This window comes from Pseudomonas sp. PDM27 (genome assembly GCF_019219205.1).
GTDB classification, from domain to species: Bacteria; Pseudomonadota; Gammaproteobacteria; order Pseudomonadales; family Pseudomonadaceae; genus Aquipseudomonas; species Aquipseudomonas laurylsulfatiphila.
The window spans coordinates 1-21519 of the sequence record NZ_JAHUWF010000012.1; the positions used below are offsets into that span (position 1 = coordinate 1).

At 61.7% G+C, this 21519-nt stretch carries 12 protein-coding genes; 11 read left to right on the forward strand and 1 reads right to left on the reverse strand.

Translation table 11 applies throughout. The features are described 5' to 3' along the window. The coding region (locus KW838_RS22470; protein ID WP_218503637.1) for a retention module-containing protein at window positions 1-6796 on the reverse strand (6796 nt) is incomplete at its 3' end. Window positions 6797-7153: 357 nt separating this feature from the next. On the opposite strand from KW838_RS22470, the gene KW838_RS22475 reads away from it, so the two are divergent. From KW838_RS22475 to KW838_RS22525, 11 genes are all read left to right on the forward strand, one after another. Then, on the forward strand, window positions 7154-8503 hold the full coding sequence (locus tag KW838_RS22475) for a TolC family outer membrane protein (RefSeq protein ID WP_218503638.1): 1350 nt from the start codon (window positions 7154-7156) through the stop codon (window positions 8501-8503). Between the two features lie 42 nt (window positions 8504-8545). Continuing rightward, window positions 8546-10702: a type I secretion system permease/ATPase gene (locus KW838_RS22480; protein ID WP_102702432.1), complete on the forward strand. Its 2157-nt coding sequence runs from the start codon at window positions 8546-8548 to the stop codon at window positions 10700-10702. Next, window positions 10692-12056: an HlyD family type I secretion periplasmic adaptor subunit gene (locus KW838_RS22485; RefSeq protein ID WP_102702431.1), complete on the forward strand. Its 1365-nt coding sequence runs from the start codon at window positions 10692-10694 to the stop codon at window positions 12054-12056. The genes KW838_RS22480 and KW838_RS22485 overlap by 11 nt, the downstream gene beginning before the upstream one ends. Before the next feature lie 371 nt (window positions 12057-12427). Beyond that, a complete protein-coding gene (locus KW838_RS22490) occupies window positions 12428-13315 on the forward strand; it encodes a TauD/TfdA family dioxygenase (protein WP_218503639.1) in 888 nt (295 codons plus the stop codon). An 18-nt stretch (window positions 13316-13333) separates the two neighbouring features. After that, a complete protein-coding gene (locus KW838_RS22495; protein WP_218503640.1) occupies window positions 13334-14359 on the forward strand; it encodes an ABC transporter substrate-binding protein in 1026 nt (341 codons plus the stop codon). A 5-nt stretch (window positions 14360-14364) separates the two neighbouring features. Beyond that, window positions 14365-15225 carry an ABC transporter ATP-binding protein gene (locus tag KW838_RS22500; protein WP_102675794.1) on the forward strand — a complete coding sequence of 287 codons (861 nt, stop codon included), beginning with the start codon at window positions 14365-14367 and terminating at the stop codon, window positions 15223-15225. A gap of 21 nt (window positions 15226-15246) precedes the next feature. Further along, complete coding sequence (locus KW838_RS22505) at window positions 15247-16113, forward strand: ABC transporter permease (protein WP_007977620.1); 867 nt, start codon at window positions 15247-15249, stop codon at window positions 16111-16113. A gap of 93 nt (window positions 16114-16206) precedes the next feature. Next, window positions 16207-17136, forward strand: a complete 930-nt coding sequence (locus tag KW838_RS22510; RefSeq protein WP_218503641.1) for a LysR family transcriptional regulator — start codon at window positions 16207-16209, stop codon at window positions 17134-17136. A 208-nt stretch (window positions 17137-17344) separates the two neighbouring features. Beyond that, window positions 17345-18865: an MFS transporter gene (locus tag KW838_RS22515; RefSeq protein ID WP_218503642.1), complete on the forward strand. Its 1521-nt coding sequence runs from the start codon at window positions 17345-17347 to the stop codon at window positions 18863-18865. 26 nt (window positions 18866-18891) lie between these two features. Then, window positions 18892-19956 carry an HlyD family secretion protein gene (locus KW838_RS22520; protein WP_218503643.1) on the forward strand — a complete coding sequence of 355 codons (1065 nt, stop codon included), beginning with the start codon at window positions 18892-18894 and terminating at the stop codon, window positions 19954-19956. Further along, window positions 19953-21500 (forward strand): efflux transporter outer membrane subunit, encoded by a 1548-nt coding sequence (locus KW838_RS22525; RefSeq protein WP_218503644.1) that lies wholly within the window; start codon window positions 19953-19955, stop codon window positions 21498-21500. The genes KW838_RS22520 and KW838_RS22525 overlap by 4 nt, the downstream gene beginning before the upstream one ends. Window positions 21501-21519: the final 19 nt, after the last annotated feature.

The following is a 21519-nucleotide window of genomic DNA, read 5'->3' on the forward strand; positions in this document are numbered from 1 at the left end:
TGTAGGCGCCATTGGCGCCGATGACCAGGGTGCCGACGTTGGCGATGGTCGCGGTCTGGCCCGCAGTGAAGGTGCCAGGAACGCCGTCGATGGTGAAGTTAACCACGCTGACCGGGCCGTCGACGCTCGAAGTGCCCGTCAACACACTGCCGGTCACCGGGGCATCTTCAGCGGTGGTCACACTTTCGCTGGCATCGATAAAGCTGTCGTCGACCGGGGTGACGTTGATGTTCAGGGTCGAGGTGACATTGCTTCCCGAGCCGTCGGTGACGGTGTAGCTGACGGTCGGCACCGTGCCGTTGTAGTTGGCGTCCGGCGTAAAGGTGTAGGCGCCATTGGCGCCGATGACCAGGGTGCCGACGTTGGAAATGGTCGCGGTCTGGCCGGCGTTGAAAGTCCCAGGAACGCCGTCGATGGTGAAATTCACCACGCTGACTGGACCGTCGACGCTCGAGGTGCCCGTCAACACGCTGCCGGTTATGGCCGTGTCTTCAGCGGTGGTCACGCTTTCGCTGATGTCGGTAAAGCTGTCGTCAACCGGGGTGACGTTGATGGTCAGGGTCGAGGTGACGTTGCTGCCGGAACCGTCGGTGACGGTGTAGCTGACGGTTGGCACGCTGCCGTTGTAGTTATCGGCCGGGGTGAAGGTGTAAGCGCCGTTGGCGCCGATGACCAGGGTGCCGACATTGGCGATGACCGCGGTCTGGCCCGCAGTGAAGGAGCCAGGAACGCCGTCGATGGCGAAATTAACCACGCTGACTGGGCCGTCGACGCTACTCGTGCCAGTGAGGACGCTGCCGGTCACAGCCGTGTCTTCGGCGGTGGTCACGCTTTCGCTGAGGTCGGTAAAGCTGTCGTCAACCGGCGTCACGTTGATGTTAAGGGTCGAAGTGACGTTGCTGCCGGAACCGTCAGTGACTGTGTAGCTCACCGTTGGCACCGTGCCGTTGTAATTGACGTCCGGGGTAAAGGTGTAGGCGCCATTGGCGCCGATCACCAGGGTGCCGACGTTGGCGATGGTCGCGGTGCTGCCGGCGGCGTAGGTGGTATCACCGATGGTGAAGTTGACCACGCTGACCGGGCCATCGACGCTCGAAGTGCCGGTGAGGACGCTGCCGCTGACGGCGGTGTCTTCACTGGTGGTCACGTTTTCACTGAGGTCGGTGAAGCTGTCGTCGACCGGCGTCACGTCGATGTTCAGGGTCGAGGTGACATTGCTGCCCGAGCCGTCGGTGACGGTGTAGCTGACGGTTGGCACGCTGCCGTTGTAGTTGGCGTCCGGGGTGAAGGTGTAGGCGCCATTGGCGCCGATGACCAGGGTGCCGACATTGGCGATGGTCGCGGTCTGGCCCGCTGTGAAGGTGCCAGGTACGCCGTCGATGGTGAAATTCACCACGCTGACCGGGCCGTCGACGCTGCTCGTGCCGGTGAGGACGCTGCCAGTCACCGGGGCGTCTTCGGTCGTGGTCACGTTTTCATTGAGGTCGGTGAAACTGTCGTCAACCGGGGTGACACTGATGTTCAAGGTCGAGGTGACGTTGCTGCCGGAGCCGTCGGTGACGGTGTAGCTCACGGTTGGCACGCTGCCGTTGTAGTTATCGGCCGGGGTGAAGGTGTAAGCGCCGTTGGCCCCGATCACCAGGGTGCCGACATTGGCGATGGCCGCGGTCTGGCCCGCGTTGAAAGTGCCAGTCACACCGTCGATGCTGAAATTAACCACGCTGACTGGACCGTCGACGCTCGAGGTGCCCGTCAACACGCTGCCGGTCACGGCGGTGTCTTCAGCGGTGGTCACGCTTTCGCTGAGGTCGGTGAAGCTGTCGTCGACCGGGGTGACGCTGATGGTCAGGGTCGAGGTGACATTGCTGCCGGAACCGTCGGTGACGGTGTAGCTGACGGTCGGCACTGTGCCGTTGTAGTTGGTATCCGGGGTAAAGGTGTAGGCGCCGTTGGCTCCGATCACCAGGGTGCCGACGTTGGTAATGGTCGCGGTGCTGCCGGCGGCGTAGGTGGTTTCACCGATGGTGAAGTTGACCACGCTGACCGGACCGTCGACGCTCGAGGTGCCCGTCAACACACTGCCGGTCACGGCGGTGTCTTCAGCGGTGGTCACACTTTCGCTGAGGTCGGTGAAGCTGTCATCGACCGGCGTGACGTCGATGGTCAGGGTCGAGGTGACATTGCTGCCCGAGCCGTCGGTGACGGTGTAGCTCACGGTCGGTACTGTGCCGTTGTAGTTGGCGTCTGGGGTGAAGGTGTAGGCGCCATTGGCTCCGATCACCAGGGTGCCGACGTTGGTAATGGTCGCGGTGCTGCCGGCGGCGTAGGTGGTTTCACCGATGGTGAAGTTGACCACGCTGACCGGACCATCGACGCTCGAGGTGCCCGTCAACACACTGCCGGTCACGGCGGTGTCTTCGGCGGTGGTCACACTTTCACTGAGGTCGGTGAAGCTGTCATCAACCGGCGTGACGTCGATGGTCAGGGTCGAGGTGACATTGCTGCCCGAACCGTCAGTGACAGTGTAACTCACGGTCGGCACGCTGCCGTTGTAATTTTCGGCTGGCGTGAAGGTATAAGCGCCGTTGGCGCCGATGACCAGGGTGCCGACATTGGCGATGGTCGCGGTCTGGCCGGCGACGTAGGTGGTATCACCGATGGTGAAATTCACCACGCTGACCGGACCATCGACACTCGAAGTACCGGTGAGGACACTGCCGGTTACCGGGGCATCTTCAGCGGTGGTCACGCTTTCGCTGAGGTCGGTGAAGCTGTCGTCGACCGGGGTGACACTGATGTTCAGGGTCGAGGTGACATTGCTGCCGGAACCGTCAGTGACGGTGTAACTCACGGTCGGCACGCTGCCGTTGTAGTTGGCGTCCGGGGTGAAGGTGTAGGCGCCATTGGCGCCGATGACCAGGGTGCCGACATTGGCGATGGTCGCGGTCTGGCCCGCTGTGAAGGTGCCAGGTACGCCGTCGATGGTGAAATTCACTACGCTGACTGGACCGTCGACGCTGCTCGTACCAGTGAGGACGCTGCCGGTCACGGCCGTGTCTTCGGCGGTGGTCACGCTTTCGCTGAGGTCGGTAAAGCTGTCGTCGACCGGGGTCACGTCGATGGTCAGGGTCGAAGTGACATTGCTGCCCGAGCCGTCGGTGACGGTGTAGCTGACGGTTGGCACGCTGCCGTTGTAGTTATCGGCCGGGGTGAAGGTGTAAGCGCCGTTGGCGCCGATGACCAGGGTGCCGACATTGGCGATGGTCGCGGTCTGGCCGGCGTTGAAAGTGCCAGGAACGCCGTCGATGGCGAAGTTCACCACGCTGACTGGACCGTCGACACTCGAGGTACCCGTCAACACACTGCCGGTCACGGCGGTGTCTTCGGCGGTGGTCACACTTTCGCTGAGGTCGGTGAAGCTGTCGTCGACCGGGGTGACGCTGATGTTCAAGGTCGAAGTGACATTGCTGCCGGAGCCGTCGGTGACGGTGTAGCTGACGGTCGGCACCGTGCCGTTGTAATTGGCGTCTGGCGTGAAGGTATAGGCGCCGTTCGCTCCGATCACCAGGGTGCCGACGTTGGCGATGGTCGCGGAGGTGCCAGCGGTGTAGGTAGTTTCACCGATGGTGAAATTGACCACACTGACCGGGCCGTCGACGCTCGAGGTGCCGGTGAGAACGCTGCCGGTCACCGGGGCATCTTCAGTGGTGGTCACGTTTTCACTGAGGTCGGTGAAGCTGTCATCGACCGGCGTGACATCGATGGTCAGGGTCGAAGTGACATCGCTGCCGGAACCGTCGGTCACGGTGTAGCTGACGGTCGGTACTGTGCCGTTGTAATTGGCGTCCGGGGTGAAGGTATAGGCGCCGTTCGTTCCGATCACCAGGGTGCCGACGTTGGCGATGGTCGCGGAGGTGCCAGCGGTGTAGGTAGTTTCACCGATGGTGAAATTGACCACACTGACCGGGCCGTCGACGCTCGAGGTGCCGGTGAGAACGCTGCCGCTGATGGCGGTGTCTTCGCTGGTGGTCACGCTTTCGCTGAGGTCAGTAAAGCTGTCGTCGACCGGGGTGACGTTGATGGTCAGGGTCGAGGTGACATTGCTGCCGGAACCGTCAGTGACGGTGTAGCTCACCGTCGGCACCGCGCCGTTGTAGTTGGCGTCTGGGGTGAAGGTATAGGCGCCGTTGGCCCCGATGACCAGGGTGCCGACATTGGCGATAGTCGCGGTTTGGCCGGCGTTGAAAGTGCCAGTAACACCGTCGATGGTGAAGTTCACCACGCTGACTGGACCGTCGACGCTCGAGGTGCCGGTGAGGACGCTGCCGCTGACGGCGGTGTCTTCAGCGGTGGTTACGTTTTCACTTAGGTCGGTGAAGCTGTCATCAACCGGAGTGACGTCGATGGTCAGGGTCGAGGTGACATTGCTGCCCGAACCGTCGGTGACGGTGTAGCTCACCGTCGGCACCGCGCCGTTGTAGTTGGCGTCTGGGGTGAAGGTATAGGCGCCGTTGGCCCCGATGACCAGGGTGCCGACATTGGCGATAGTCGCGGTTTGGCCGGCGTTGAAAGTGCCAGTAACACCGTCGATGGTGAAGTTCACCACGCTGACTGGACCGTCGACGCTCGAGGTGCCGGTGAGGACGCTGCCGCTGACGGCGGTGTCTTCAGCGGTGGTTACGTTTTCACTTAGGTCGGTGAAGCTGTCATCAACCGGAGTGACGTCGATGGTCAGGGTCGAGGTGACATTGCTGCCCGAACCGTCAGTGACGGTGTAACTCACGGTCGGCACGCTGCCGTTGTAATTTTCGGCTGGCGTGAAGGTATAAGCGCCATTTGCGCCGATCACCAGAGTACCGACATTGGCGATGGTCGCGGTCTGGCCGGCGACGTAGGTGGTATCACCGATGGTGAAATTCACCACGCTGACCGGACCATCGACACTCGAAGTACCGGTGAGGACACTGCCGGTTACCGGGGCATCTTCAGCGGTGGTCACGCTTTCGCTGAGGTCGGTGAAGCTGTCGTCGACCGGGGTCACGTCGATGGTCAGGGTCGAAGTGACATTGCTGCCGGAACCGTCAGTGACGGTGTAGCTGACGGTCGGCACGCTGCCGTTGTAGTTGGCGGCTGGCGTGAAGGTGTAGGCGCCGTTGGCTGCGATCACCAGGGTGCCGACATTGGCGATGGTCGCGGTGCTGCCGGCGGCGTAGGTGGTTTCACCGATGGTGAAGTTCACCACGCTGACTGGGCCGTCGACGCTGCTCGTGCCGGTGAGGACGCTGCCGCTGACGGCAGTGTCTTCCTGGGTGGAGACCGTCTCGCCGATGTCGGTGAAGCTGTCGTCGACCGGGGTGACGCTGATGGTCAGGGTCGAAGTGACGTCCGTGCCCGAACCATCGGTCACGGTGTAACTCACGGTCGGCACGCTGCCGTTGTAATTGGCGTCCGGGGTAAAGGTGTAGGCGCCGTTGGCGCCGATCACCAGGGTGCCAACGTTGGCGATGGTCGCGGTGCTGCCGGCGGCGTAGGTGGTATCACCGATGGTGAAGTTCACCACGCTGACCGGGCCGTCGACGCTCGAGGTGCCCGTCAACACACTGCCAGTCACCGGGGCATCTTCAGCGGTGGTCACGCTTTCACTGGCATCGATAAAGTTGTCGTCGACAGGGGTGACGTTGATGTTCAGCGTCGAGGTTGAGCCGTCGGTGACGGTGTAGCTGACGGTCGGCACCGTGCCGTTGTAATTGGCGTCCGGTGTGAAGGTGTAAGCACCGTCGGCCCCGATCACCAGGGTGCCAACGTTGGCGATGGTCGCCGTCTGGCCCGCGGTGAAGGTGCCAGGAACACCGTCGATGGTGAAGGTGACCACGCTCAGGGCGTTATCGATGTCGCTGTCGTTGCTCAGCACATTGCCGATCGCGGTGGTGTCTTCAGCAATGGTTTGGGTGTCGGCAGTCAAAACGCTCGGATCATCGACCGCTGTCACGGTGAGGTCCAGCGTGCTGCTCGAGCCGGTGTTGGTGGTGTACGTGACTTGCGGTACGGCACCGTTGTAGTTGGCATCCGGAGTAAAGGTGTAGTTGCCATTGGCACCGATGGTCAACGTACCGACGCCGACGATGGTCGCTGTCTGGCCTGCGGTGAAACTGCCGGTCACGCCGGCGATGGTGAAGCTGGTGACGCTGAGCGGTGTCTCGGCATCGCTATCGTTGTTCAGTACGTTGCCCGTCGCGACGCTGTCTTCGGCCAGAGTGCCCGTATCCGCGGTCAGTACACTCGGAGCGTTGAAGGTCGTGATGGTCGTGGTGTTCTGGTTGCCAGTATCGAGCGTAGTGGGAGCAGCCGTGGACTCAAGACCGGTGGTTGGGAAGCCGATGGTCGGGTCGACGCGGCCAGCCGTGGCGTCGAGCATGACGAAGCTGTGACCGCCCCCGGCGGCACCACCCGAACCTGCGGCAGTCGGGCCCGCGGCGGTGGCTTCAAGGTCTTTGGTCGGGTCGGCACCGGCGGCAATGGCCTGTTGCAGCTCTTCAACGGACGGCGCGGCTTGTGCGGTGGCGGCTGCCAGGTCAGCACTGGAGTCCGGCGCGTCAGCGCTCCATTGGGTGTCGCGGCCCAGGTCCAGGGTGCGGCCATCGGCCAGTTCCAGGGACACGGCACCGGAAAGGCCAGTGTCGATCTGGTCCCCGGCGAACAGTTTGTCGCCTTCAACGAGAACGCGGCGGATGCCCTCTGGGGACACCACGAAAACTTGACCGACAATGCTTTTGACGATGGCAACAACACTGCTCATTGAAGACTCTCCGGGGTGTCACGTTCAGTTGACTTCCATAGACCTGATGGCGCCTACGCCGACCAGACTGGACGTTCATTGCAAAATAGATGCACAAGTTTGACGCTGCAATTCGTCAATATTTTGGCTATATTTTTTCGCTATTAACTTTATGCCAAACTATTGACCTTCTTGGAGCCATCCTAAACAATCGTCCCAGTAATGTCACATTGATATTTGAGCTGTGACCCTGTCTTCGGTATGTGATCCAGTTCCGCTTTTGAGCTTTCCGACATACGGTCACTCCGCTTGCCATCTTCCGACACCGCGCGCTTTTCAGCCGTGATTCAAGACAAGAAGTCCTGGGAAATTCCTACAATGCGTTCGCCTTTGTTCATGGCTCTACCTTTCGCCCTCGCCGCGTCTTTCGTCCAGGCGCAATCCTTACCAGAAGCCATGCAACAAGCGCTGGATGTCCATCCGGAGGTCCAGGCCGGCGTCAACAGCCGGCTGGCGGCTGATTATCAGTTGAAGGCGGCGAAAGGCGGGTACTTGCCACGGGTCGACCTGCTGGGCGGATATGGTCGTGAAGGCACCGATAGCGTGACGACGCGAGACGGCAGCAACAATCACTTCGAAACCCTGAATCGCAGTGAATCGAGCTTGCGACTGACCCAAATGGTTTTTGACGGTTTTGCGACGACCAGCGAAGTCGGGCGTCAACAAGCCACCGTCAACTCCCGTGCCTATTCGCTGCTGAGTACTTCCGAGCGTACCGGCTTGACCGTGGCCCAGGTCTATCTCGACGTGCTGACCCGTCGCGAATTCGTGCGCCTGGCCGAGGACAACCTCAAGAGCCACCAACGCATTTACGACCAGATCCAGCTGCGCACCCAGCGTGGCGTCGGCAGCGGCGCCGACCTCGATCAGGCGGAGGCGCGGATGGCCCAGGCGCGCAACAACCTGATCACCGAGCAGACCAACCTGGCTGATGCCGAGACCAACTACCTGTCCGCTGTCGGCCAGATGCCCGATCAACTGGAGCGCCCGGCGAGTTTCCTGGCGCTGATGCCGGCCAACCTGAATGAAGCGCGCGCGCAGATGCTGGAAAACAGCCCGATCCTGCGCTCGGCCGAATCCGACATCGCCGCCGCCGAAAAGCAGTACGACACAGCCAAGTCGACCTTCTACCCACGCTTCGATGCTGAGCTGGGTCGCACCGCCGACAACGATATCGATGGTCAGAACGGCCACAACAACGAATGGCAGGCCATGCTGCGCATGCGCTTCAACCTGTATGCCGGCGGCAGCAACAAGGCCGACCTGGAATCCAAGTCCTACCTGTCGAACCAGGCGCTGGACATCCGCAACAACTCCCTGCGCCAGTTGAATGAAGAACTTGGCCTGGCCTGGAACGCCCTGAACAACGCCAATGCCCAGGTGCCGATCGCCCAGCAGTACGTTGATCACAGCACCGCCGTGCGTACCGCTTACCAGCGTCAGTTCACCCTCGGCGAGCGCTCCCTGCTCGATTTGCTCGACAGCGAGAACGAGTTGTTCTCCTCTTCTCGCCGTCTGGCGGAGATCAAGAACATTCAGTTATTTACTCAGTACCGAATCAAGGCGACCATGGGCGAGTTGCTCAAGAGCCAGGGAGTGGTCGCACCATTGGCATCCGTTGTGCAGAACGACGTGAAGCCCAAGGTCCAATTGCCCGGTATGAATTGAGCAGGACCTTCATTGTTCAATTGTTAGCCAAGAGTGCCGAGCGTGGAATCAGAAGTCAGTCGGGTTCAACTCATTCATGATCCGCGCGCGTTGCATGACGATCCGTTGCTGGATGGTCTGCTCGCTCTTTGCATGCTGCACCAGAAACCGGCCAGCGCGGCCATGCTCACCACCGGCCTGCCACTGCCCGAGCAGCGTTTGAGTGTCGAGCTGCTGCCACGTGCGGCGGCTCGCGCGGGGCTGCAAGGTCGGGTGCTGCAGCGCAAGCTGGAGGATATTCCAGCGATTGCCATGCCGGCATTGTTGCTGCTCAAGGACGGTCGCAGTGCCGTCCTGCTCGGCTGGCAAGGCGAAGATCAGGTACGGGTGCTGCTCAGCGAAAGCGATGGCGGTGAGTCCCTGGTCAGCCGCGAGCTGCTGGCCGACGACTACACCGGCAAGGTCTTTTTTGCCCAACCGCAGCACAAATTCGACGTCAATCACGGCACGCTGATTCCGCGTGCGCGCTCGTGGTTTCGCGACACTCTCAAGCGTTCGCGCTGGTTGTACGCCGACGCCATTGCCGCCAGCTTCCTGATCAACATCATTGCCATGGCCGCGCCGTTGTTCGTGATGAACGTCTACGACCGTGTCGTGCCGAACCAGGCCGAAGCGACGCTATGGGTGCTGGCCGTCGGCATCTCTGGTGCGTATCTCTTCGACCTGATCCTGAAAAGCCTGCGCAGCCTGTGCCTGGACCTGGCCGGCAAGAAAACCGACCTGATTATCTCGGCCACGCTGTTCGAGCGCATCGTCGGCATGACCATGAAGTACCGGCCGGCACGGGTCGGCAGTTTTGCCCAGAACATCCATGAATTTCAGAGTCTGCGCGATTTCCTCGCCTCGCTGACTCTCACCAGCCTGATCGACCTGCCGTTCACCCTGCTGATATTCATGGTTATCGCGATCCTCGGCGGCCATCTGGTGTGGATACCGGTGCTGGCATTCCCGATCGCCCTGGCCATCGGCTATGCGTTGCAGAAACCTCTGGTAGCGACCATGGAGCGGACCATGGCGCTGGGGGCCGAGCGTCAGTCGAGCCTGATCGAAACCCTGGCCGGGCTGGATGCGGTAAAGGTCAACAACGCCGAAAGCGAGCGCCAGTATCAGTGGGAACAGACCATCGGCACCCTCAGTCGCCTTGAATTGCGGGTGAAGATGCTGTCCGGCCTGGCGATGAATATCACCTTGCTGATCCAGCAACTGGCCGGGGTGATCATGATCGTCTTCGGTGTGTACCAGATCATCGACGGTCACCTGAGCATGGGCGGCCTGATTGCCTGCTACATGCTCAGTGGCCGTGCGCTCAGCCCGCTGGCGTCGCTCTCAGGATTGCTGACCCGCTATCAGCAGGCACGGGTGACCATGACGTCCGTCGATCAAATGATGGAACTGCCCCAGGAACGCAATTTCGAAGAGCGCCCGCTCAGCCGCAAGATATTGCAGGGCGCCATTGAATGCCGCCAGCTCAATTTCACCTACCCCCAACAGCAGAACCTGGCGCTGAAGAACATCAATCTGTCGATTCAGCCCGGTGAGAAAATCGGCATCATTGGCCGAAGTGGCTCGGGCAAGAGCTCGCTGGCCAAACTGCTGGTAGGGCTCTATCAGCCCGATGATGGCTCGCTGTTGGTCGATGGTGTGGATATCCGCCAGATCGACGTCAGCGAGCTGCGCTACAACATCGGCTATGTGCCCCAGGACATTCAGCTGCTTGCCGGCACCTTGCGCGACAACCTGGTTTCCGGTGCGCGGTATGTCGAGGATGAACTGGTGCTGCAAGCGGCAGAGCTGGCCGGTGTCCACGAATATGCGCGCCTGCATCCGCAGGGTTATGAGCTGCAAGTGGGCGAGCGCGGGCAGAACCTCTCCGGCGGCCAGCGGCAGAACGTGGCCCTGGCCCGTGCGCTACTGCTCAATCCGCCGATCCTGCTGCTCGACGAACCGACCAGTGCCATGGATAACACCGGTGAAGAGCGCCTCAAGCAGCGTCTGGCAGCCGTGATCGAAAACAAGACCGTGGTGCTGGTGACACACCGGGCATCGCTGTTGTCGCTGGTGGATCGGCTGATCGTGATCGACCGCGGGCAGATACTCGCCGACGGCCCGAAAGCTGCGGTGATGGAAGCGTTGAAGAAGGGGCAGATCAGTGTTGCTTAAGTCGGGTAAGGGTTCGATCCTTCGCTACTTCAAGGGCTCCTCTTCGCTCCAGGGCCAGCCGCTGCCGGAGGTCAACAAGGCGTTGATCGAAGATGCGCCGCGTGTGGTGCGGCTGACGATCTGGGCGATCATCGCGTTCTTCGTCTTCCTGATGCTCTGGGCCAACTTCGCGGTCATCGACGAAGTGACCAAGGGCGATGGCAAGGCGATTCCATCGTCGAAGATCCAGAAAATCCAGAACCTTGAGGGCGGTATCATTTCCGAGCTGTTCGTCAAGGAAGGCCAGATCGTCGACGCCGGTGCACCGCTGCTTCGCCTGGACGACACGCGATTTGCGTCGAACGTTGGTGAAACCGAGGCCGATCGGTTGTCGATGGTGCTGCGGGTCGAGCGCCTGAGTGCCGAGGTCGACGATCGTCCGCTGAACTTCCCCGAGGATGTACTCAAGGCTGTGCCAGGTCAGGCCAAGAGCGAAGAGTCGCTCTATATCAGCCGCCGCCAGCAGTTGCACGACGAAATTGGCGGCTTGCAGGAGCAGTTGATCCAGCGCCAGCAAGAGCTGCGCGAGTTCACCTCCAAGCAGGCGCAATACCGCCAGCAGTTGGGCTTCCAGCGTCAGGAAATCAGCATGTCCGAGCCATTGGTGGCCCAGGGCGCGGTATCACCGGTGGAAGTCCTGCGCCTCAGGCGTGCCGAAGCGGAGACCCGTGGCCAACTCGACGCTACCACCCTGGCTATACCCCGAGCCGAGTCGGCGATCAAGGAAGTACAGCGCAAGATCGACGAAACTCGCGGCAAGTTCCGTAGCGAAGCCCTGACCCAACTCAATGAAGCACGCACCGATCTGAACAAGGCCCAGGCCACCGGCAAGGCCCTGGAAGACCGGGTCAGCCGGACGCTGGTCACCTCGCCGGTGCGGGGTATCGTCAACAAGCTGCTGGTCAATACCATCGGCGGGGTTATCCAGCCAGGCAGCGACCTGGTGGAAATCGTGCCGCTGGACGACACCTTGCTGGTCGAGGCGAAGATCCGCCCGCAGGACATCGCGTTCCTGCACCCGGGGCAGGAAGCGACGGTGAAATTCACTGCCTATGACTACACCATCTACGGCGGTCTGAAGGCCAAGCTGGAACAGATCGGTGCCGACACCATTACCGACGAAGACAAGAAAACCACCTACTACATCATCAAGCTGCGCACCGACCGCAGCCACTTGGGCACCGACGAAAAGCCCTTGCTGATCATTCCGGGGATGGTGGCTTCCGTGGACATCATCACCGGCAAGAAAACCGTCCTCAGCTACCTGCTCAAGCCGATCATCCGCGCGCGGGCCGAGGCGCTGCACGAGCGCTAGATCTTTAGTGGATTCACTGGCCCCATCGCGGGCAAGCCCGGCTCCCACAAGGTTCGTTGTTGAAACACGATCATGTGTTTGACAAAAAAACCTGTGGGAGCCGGGCTTGCCCGCGATGGGGCCAGTAAAAACACCACAACCCTGTCAGTAAGTGACAAATAACGTCACTCCGCAATCCACACAGTCCCTTAGCAATCGCCATATCGTTATTCATTAACGGTATTTAAAATTCAATTCTTATACCTATAAAGTCAACCTCCTGCGTACCTGCCGACCAATCGGCGCGCCGCACGACACGAACCAACACGGGACCTCCGTGAGTTTCTGATCGACGCGCGCGCCATTGAGCGTGCCGTGCGTGGGAGTGATTTATGTCTGCAGCCTCAGCTTCGCCAAGCATCGCGCCACAATTCTTTGAAATCCGCCCGTTCAGCGGAGCGGTGGGCGCCGAAATCCTCGGCCTCGATTTGTCCCGCCCGATCAATGATCAGGACTTCGCACGCATTCACCGCGCGCACCTCGACCATCATGTGGTGGTGTTCCGCGACCAACGCATCACCCCCGAACAGCACATCGACTTCAGCCGTCGTTTTGGCGTATTGCAGATCCACGTGCTCAAGCAGTTCCTGCTGGCAGGGCATCCGGAAATCCTCATCGTTTCCAACATCGTCGAAAACGGCCAGAACATCGGCCTGGGTGATGCCGGCAAGTTCTGGCATTCCGATCTCTCCTACAAACAACTGCCGAGCCTGGGCTCGATGCTGCATGCCCAGGAGCTGCCCTCGGAGGGCGGCGACACCTTGTTCGCCGACATGCACAAGGCCTGGGACAACCTGCCCGAGGCGCTGCGCAAAGCGGTGGAAGGCCGCTCGGCCGCGCACTCCTACACGGCGCGTTACAGCGAAACCAAATTCGAAGGCAACTGGCGCCCGACCCTGACCCCGGAGCAACTGGCCCAGGTCGCGGAAGTCGTCCACCCGGTCGTGCGGACACACCCGGAAAACGGCCGCAAGGCCTTGTTCGTCAGCGAGGGGTTCACCACCCGCATCGTTGGCCTGCCGGAGGACGAGAGCCAGCAACTGCTGGCCGAGCTCTACGCCCACAGCGTGTTGCCGCAAAACATCTACCGCCATCAATGGCAGCCCCATGACCTGGTGTTCTGGGACAACCGTTCGCTGATCCACCTTGCTGCCGGATGCCCTAGCCATCTGCGCCGCAAGCTGTATCGCACCACCATCCAGGGCGACGCGCCTTTCTGAATTGCCGGAGAATTGATCATGTCCAAACGTCTGCCCTTTGCACCCCTGGCCGCCGCCATCGGCCTGGGTTTCAGTCTGATCGCCGGTAGCCTGGTGGCGCCGACCGTGGCCCATGCCGAAGGTGAAATCCGCATCGCCGAACAGTTCGGCATCGTCTACCTGCTGCTCAACGTGGTGCGCGATCAGAACCTGATCGAGAAGTACGGCAAGCAGGAAGGTATCGACATCAAGGTCGACTGGACCCAGCTCTCGGGCGGCGCGGCGGTCAACGATGCGCTGCTGTCCGGCTCGATCGACATTGCCGGTGCCGGTGTCGGCCCGCTGCTGACCATCTGGGACCGCACCCACGGCAAGCAGAACGTCAAGGCCGTGGCTTCCCTCGGTAACTTCCCGTACTACCTGGTGAGCAACAACCCCAAGGTCAAGACCATTGCCGATTTCACCGAGAAGGACCGCATCGCGGTGCCGGCGGTGGGTGTTTCGGTGCAGTCGCGCTTCCTGCAGTACGCGGCGGCCAAACAGTGGGGTGACAAGGAATTCAACCGCCTCGACAAGTACACCATCGCCGTTCCGCATCCCGACGCCACGGCGGCGCTGGTGGCTGGCGGCACGGAGCTGAGTGGGCACTTCTCCAACCCGCCGTTCCAGGATCAGGCGCTGGAAAACCCCAATGTACACGTGGTGCTGAACACTTATGACCTGCTCGGCCCGAACTCACCGACGGTGCTGTTCGCCACCGAGAAATTCCGCAACGAGAACCCGAAAACCTACAAAGCCTTCATCGAAGCGCTGACCGAGGCCGCACAGTTTGCGCAGAACGATAAAGGCGCAGCAGCGGACACTTACATCCGCGTGACCAAGGCCAAAATCGACCGCGCCGCGTTGCTGAAAATCATCGACAACCCGCAGTTCGAGTTCAGCGTCACGCCGAAGAACACTTACCCGTTGGCCGAGTTCCTCTACCGTGTCGGCGCGATCAAAAACAAACCGGACTCGTGGAAGGATTATTTCTTCCAGGACGCCAAGCCGCTGCAAGGGAGCTGACCGAAATGAACGCCCCTTTGCAAGGCCACACGGTCAGCAATCCGATCGCGGCAGCCCAGGCGCTGCTATCGGTCGATAACGTCAGCCTCGAGTACCGCACGCCGCAGCGGGTGGTGCGGGCGACCCATCAAGTCAGCTTCGAGATCGACCCGGCGGATCGTTTTGTCCTGCTCGGGCCTTCCGGTTGCGGCAAGTCGACCTTGCTCAAGGCCGCTGCCGGCTTCATCCAGCCCGTGGAAGGCGAGATCCGTCTGCAAGGTCAGCGCGTCGATGCGCCGGGGCCGGACCGGATCGTGGTGTTCCAGGAGTTCGATCAACTGCCACCGTGGAAAACCGTCAAACAGAACGTGATGTTTCCGCTGCTGGCCTCGAAAACCCTCAAGCGCAAAGAGGCTGAAGCGCGGGCGTTGCACTATCTGGAGAAGGTCGGTCTGGCGGCGTTTGCCGATGCCTATCCGCACACCTTGTCCGGTGGCATGAAGGCTCGGGTTGCCATCGCCCGGGCGCTGGCGATGCAGCCGAAAATCCTCCTGATGGACGAACCCTTCGCCGCCCTCGATGCGCTGACCCGACGCAAGATGCAGGAAGAACTGCTGCTGCTCTGGGAAGAGGTGCGCTTCACGCTGCTGTTCGTCACGCATTCCATCGAAGAGGCGCTGGTGGTGGGTAACCGCATTCTGTTGCTGTCACCGCATCCGGGGCGAGTGCGGGCGGAAGTGCACAGCCACCAATACGATTTGCACAGCCTCGGCGGTGTGGCGTTTCAGGAGTCGGCGCGCCGCATTCATCGGCTGTTGTTCGACGAAGGTCAATCGCCGCAAGCCGAGCATGAGCTGGATTTCGCTGACATCCGCATCGCGTATTGATCCCGTTGAGAGGAGGGCCCGATGAGCCATTTATCATCCCCGCGTGAAGCGTTCGAAACGGTTTTGCAGCCACTGACCAGCGTGCCGCTGGAGCGTGAACTACCCCTTGGGCAACGCCTGTGGCAACAGGGTTGGTTGCGTAAAAGCCTGATCCTGGTGTTGCTCGCTGTGCTCTGGGAGGCTGTTGCGCGCTATCAGAACAACGATCTGCTGCTGCCAAGCTTCTTGCAGACCGCTCACGCGCTGTACGACGGCCTGCTCAGTGGCGAGTTGCTGGGCAAGGTGTGGATCTCGTTGGTGGTGTTGCTCAAGGGTTACCTGATCGGCATCGTCCTGGCGTTTGGCCTGACGACGCTGGCGGTGTCGACACAATTCGGTCGCGACTTGCTCAGTACCCTGACTTCGATGTTCAACCCGTTGCCCGCTATCGCGCTATTGCCGCTGGCGCTGTTGTGGTTCGGCCTGGGGCAGAACAGTCTGATTTTCGTGCTGGTGCACTCGGTGCTTTGGGCCTTGGCGCTGAACACCTACGCCGGGTTTCTCGGCGTCTCGGAAACACTGCGCATGGCCGGGCGCAACTATGGTCTCAAGGGCATGCGTTTTGTGCTGTTCATCCTGATCCCGGCGGCGCTGCCGTCGATCCTCGCCGGGTTGAAAATCGGCTGGGCGTTTGCCTGGCGGACGTTGATTGCTGCCGAGTTGGTGTTTGGCGCGACCAGCGGCAAGGGTGGGTTGGGCTGGTATATCTTTCAGAATCGCAATGAGCTGTACACCGACAAGGTGTTTGCCGGCCTGGCGGTGGTGATTCTGATTGGGTTGCTGGTGGAGAACCTGGTGTTTGATTCGTTGGAGCGGGTGACGGTGAAGCGCTGGGGGATGCAGCGCTGATCGCATGCCTCTGTAGGAGCTGCCGAAGGCTGCGATCTCTTGATCTGCTAGCATTGCACCTGGATCAATCCTGATCGGCCATGAGTGCCCTGCATGCAACTCCCGGACATGAACCTGTTGGTCGCCCTCGACGCCTTGCTCGACGAGGGCAGTGTGGTGGGGGCGGCGCGGCGGATGAACCTGAGCCCGGCGGCCATGAGCCGGACGCTGACGCGCATCCGCGAGGCCATTGGCGACCCAATCCTGGTGCGCGCCGGCCGCGGCCTGGTGCCCACACCCAAGGCGCTGGAATTGCGCGAGCAAGTGCGCAGCGTGGTGGAGCAGGCCGGGTTGCTGTTTCGGTCGGCCGATGCGGTGGAGCTGAGTTCGCTGCGGCGGCGGTTCAGTATTCGGGCCAATGACTTCTTTGTCGGTGTCTACGGCGGCAGGTTGTTCGACACCCTCGACCGGCAGGCGCCGCACTGCGAATTGCGTTTCGTCCCGGAAGGCGATGGCGATGATGAGGCCTTGCGCGAAGGGCGGATCGATCTGAGCGTCAGCAACACACGGCCGTTGACCCCGGAAGTGAAGGTTCAGAACCTGTTTTCCACCCACTTCGTCGGCCTGGTGCGCGAGGATCATCCGCTGCTGGACGAAGAGATCACGGCTGAGCGCTATGCCGGTTATTCCCATATCAGCATGTCCCGGCGCGGCATTGCCCGGGGGCCGATCGATACCGCGCTCAATGCCCTGGGCCTGGAGCGGCGGGTGGCGGTGATCGCGCCAAGCTTTCATGCGGCGATGTTTGCCTTGCCCGATTCCGACCTGATCCTGCCGGTGCCCAAGGAAGCCTTGCTGAGTGTGCGGCGGCTGGGGTTGAAACTGCGCTCATTCAACCTGCCGATTCCGTTGCCGACCCTGATGCTGACCCAGGCCTGGCACCCGCGCTTCGACAAGGACCCGGCGCACCGCTGGCTGCGTGAAACCCTGAAAACCTGCTGCGATGAGACGTGGCTGGCGGCTCAACCTGAAGGTCACCACTGAACCCCTGTGGGAGCGAGCCTGCTCGCGAAGGCGTTGGGTCAGTCAGTATCAATGTTGAATGATAAACCGCATTCGCGAGCAGGCTCGCTCCCACAGAGGTCCTTCATCATTGCGTCTGGCGCACTTATAACCTGCCAATAAGTTGATTTTCGTCAGGCATCACGCTTTTTAGAATGCTTCGGTCTTTCCACGCCGGAGCTCGCAGTACATGACTTCCCTTACGGTCACGGCACCCGTTGCTGCAGCCGCACCGCCGGTCTTCGGCCCACGGATCATCATCGGCCTGGTGGGCGTGCTGCTGGCGGTGCTGGTGTCGGGCCTGAACGAGATGGTGACCAAGGTCGCGCTCGCCGACATCCGCGGTGCATTGGCCATCGGCTACGACGAAGGCACCTGGCTGGTCGCCTGTTACACCGCGACGTCGGTGGCGGCCATGGCGTTTGCGCCGTGGTGTGCGGTGACGTTCTCGTTGCGGCGTTTCACCCTGTGCGCCATCAGCCTGTTCACCCTGTTGGGTGTGTTGTGCCCCTTCGCCCCGAATTACGAAAGCCTGCTGTTGCTGCGCACCTTGCAAGGCCTGGCGGGCGGCGCACTGCCCCCCATGTTGATGACCGTGGCCCTGCGGTTTCTGCCCGCCAACGTGAAATTGTATGGCCTGGCCGGTTATGCCCTGACGGCGACGTTCGGCCCGGGCCTGGGCACGCCATTGGCCGGGCTGTGGACCGAATACGTCGGCTGGCAATGGACCTTCTGGCAAATCATCGCACCGTGCCTGATTGCCATGGCCGCGGTAGCGTATGGCCTGCCCCAGGACCCGCTGCGCCTGGAGCGCTTCAAGTCCTTCAACTGGCGCGGATTGCTGTTGGGCTTTCCCGCCATCTGCATGCTGGTGATCGGCATCCTGCAGGGCAACCGTCTGGACTGGTTCGAGTCGAACCTGATCTGCGGATTGCTCGGTGGCGGGCTGTTGCTGCTGGTGCTGTTTTTGAGCGGCGAGTGGTCGCAGCCGATACCGTTTTTCAAGATGCAAATGCTCGGCATCCGCAACCTGTCTTTCGCCCTGCTGACCCTGGCGGGCGTGCTGGTGGTGTTGCAGGCGGTGATCATCATTCCGTCCAGTTACCTGGCGCAGGTCCAGGGTTATCGCCCGGTACAGACCGCACCGATCATGCTGCTGGCGGCGCTGCCGCAATTGATCGCACTGCCGTTGGTGGCGGCCCTGTGCAACTTTCGCTGGGTTGATTGCCGCTGGGTGTTGGGCATCGGCCTGGGCATGCTGGCGTTGTCGTGCGTCGGCGGCTCACAACTGACGTCCGCGTGGATTCGCGACGATTTCTATGTGCTGCAATGGCTGCAGATTTTCGGTCAGCCCATGGCGGTGTTGCCGCTGCTGATGTTGTCCACCGGTAGCATCAACCCAATGGAAGGGCCGTTCGCATCGGCCTGGTTCAACACCGTCAAAGGCCTGTCGGCAGTCATCGCCACCGGGGTGATCGAAGCGCTGACCACGGCCCGTCTGCATTTTCACTCGACCATGCTGGTCGATCGCCTCGGCAACTCGCCGCTGGCCGAGCGCGACAGCGCAAGTCTCGCTCATCGTCTGCATGAGCAAGCGCTGGTGCTCACGTCCTCTGATCTTTACCTGTGCATGGCCGGTCTCGCCGTGACCTTGATCCTGCTGATTTTCTGGCTGCCGACGCGGATCTATCCGCCGCGCACACCGACCTGAATGCTCCACTGAAACAGAAGGTTTTTATGAACACCCAAGCAAAGCAGAAAGTCGCGGTGGCCGTGGCCGTCGCATTGGCCGTCGGTGGGGCGCTGTACCTGGCAATGCCCGGCCTGTTCGGTAAGCGTACCCAGCAGAACACCAACGATGCTTACGTCTCGGCGGATTTCACCTTGGTCGTGCCGCGGGTCGCCGGGTTTATCAAGGAAGTGCTGGTCGAGGACAACCAGCAGGTCAAGGCGGGGCAGTTGCTGGCGCTGATCGACGACCGGGATTTGCGCGCCGCCGCCCAGGCCGCCGACGCCGAAACGCTGGTGGCCAGGGCGCAACTGCAAAACGCCCGGGCGACTCTGGAGCGCCAGGCATCGGTGATTGCCCAGGCGCAATCTTCGGTGGTTTCGGCCAAGGCGGAAATGGCCTTTGCCGAGCATGAATTGAACCGCTACAAACACCTCGCCGGGGTGGGCGCCGGCACGGTGCAAAATGCGCAACAGGCGCAAACGCGCATCGACCAGGCCGGCGCACGTCTGGCTAACGCCACGGCAGTGCTGGCGGCGGAGCGCAAGCAGGTGGAGATCCTGACGGCCCAGCGCGATGCGGCGCAAGGCGGTCTGAAGCGGGCGCAAGCGAAGCTGGAAATGGCCAGCTACGAGTTGTCCTATACGCGGATCGTGGCGCCACAGGACGGCATGGTCGGAGAACGCGCGGTGCGGGTCGGTGCCTACGTGACGCCGGGCAGCAAGATCCTCGCCGTGGTGCCGCTGGCGCAGGCTTATGTGATGGCCAATTTCCAGGAAACGCAACTGACGGATGTGCAGCCGGGGCAGGCGGTGCAGGTGCGCGTCGACAGCCTGGGCGGTGCGGCACTCAACGGTCGTGTCGAAAGCATTGCACCGGCCACCGGGGTGACGTTCGCCGCGATCAAACCGGACAATGCCACCGGCAACTTCACCAAGGTGGTGCAGCGGATACCGGTGAAGATCGTGCTGGAGCCGGGGCAGTCGCTGGCCGAGCGCTTGCGGGTGGGGATGTCGGTGGAGGCGAGTATTGATACGGCCACCGCCGAGGCGAAAGAGGTTGTTCAGCGATGAAGATATTCGTTGATCGCGCTGACGCCTTCGCGAGCAGGCTCGCTCCCACATTCAAACGCATTCCCCTGTGGGAGCGAGCCTGCTCGCGAAGAGGCCTGTGGCAGCCACTCACCTTCAGTGCCTTGCTCGTCATGAGCCTCAGCGCCTGTACCGTCGGCCCCGATTTCCAAAAGCCCGAAACCCCACAAATCACCGAATGGACAAAACCATCAAAGGCAGCCACCAGCCAGGCCATCGCCGAAACAATGGCCGAGCGCTGGTGGGAAGTGTTCCACGACCCGAAACTCTCGGCCTTGAGCCAGCGCGCCCTGACCGACAACCTCGACCTGAAGCTGGCCGGCAGCCGTTTGCAGCAAAGTCGTGCGGTCCGCCGGGTCATCACTGCCAACCGCTACCCCAACACGGCCGCCAGTGGCAGTTACGGGCGCAATCGCAGCAGTGCTGAAGGCTTGAACGACCCGTCGGGACACAACGGCCAATCCGCTTTCAACCTGTGGAATGCCGGCTTTTCCGCTTCCTGGGAGCTCGACTTCTGGGGCCGCGTGCGTCGGGAAACCGAAGCAGCCGACGCCACCTTGGAGGTCGCCGAGAACGACCGGCGTGGTGTGCTGCTGTCGGTGCTGGCCGAAACCGCCCAGGACTACATTCAATTGCGCGGTGTGCAGAACACCCGGCTCGTCACCGAACAGAACCTCGACGTCGCCCGCCATAGCCTGAAGCTCTCGCAACTGCGCCTGGCCGACGGCGTCGCGACGGATCTGGATGTCGCCGAAGCCGCCGCGCAGGTGGCGGCCATCGAATCGCGCCTGCCCGCGCTGGAGCAGCGCCAGTGGCAACTGATCAATGCCTTGAGCCTGTTGATGGGCGAAGCACCCCAGGCATTGGCGGCGGAGTTATCCACAGACGCCCCGGTGCCACAAACGCCCCGCCAGGTCGCCATTGGCTTGCCCTCGCAACTGGCTGAGCGTCGACCGGACATTCGCCAGGCCGAAGCGCGACTGCATGCCGCCACGGCCAGCATTGGCGTGGCCAAGGGGGATTTCTATCCGCGAATCATCCTGTCGGGGAACATCGGCTCCCAGGCCATGCAGCTGAGCGATTTTGGCTCCTGGGGTTCGCGTTCATTCGGGATCGGCCCGCAATTGAGCTTGCCGTTGTTCGACGGGGGCCGATTGCGTGGTGTGCTCCAATTGCGTGAAGCACAACAACAGGAAGCGGCCATTGCCTATCAGCAAACCGTGTTGCGCGCCTGGCATGAAATCGATGACCAACTGACCGCCTACAACGCCAGCCAATTACGCCGCGACAGCCTCGCCGAAGCCGTGCGTCAGAACCGCATTGCGCTGGACACCGCGCAACAGCAGTACGTGGAGGGCGTGGTGGATTTCGTCACCGTACTCACCGTGCAAGGGGCGTTGCTGGCCACCCAGGAGCAGTGGGTCGAGAGCTCGACCGGCGTGTCGCTGGCGGCCGTCGGGTTGTACAAGGCGTTGGGTGGGGGGTGGGAGTCGGTGTATCCGTTGAGCGAGACGGCGCAGCGTTAATACACAGGCAATGATGGCC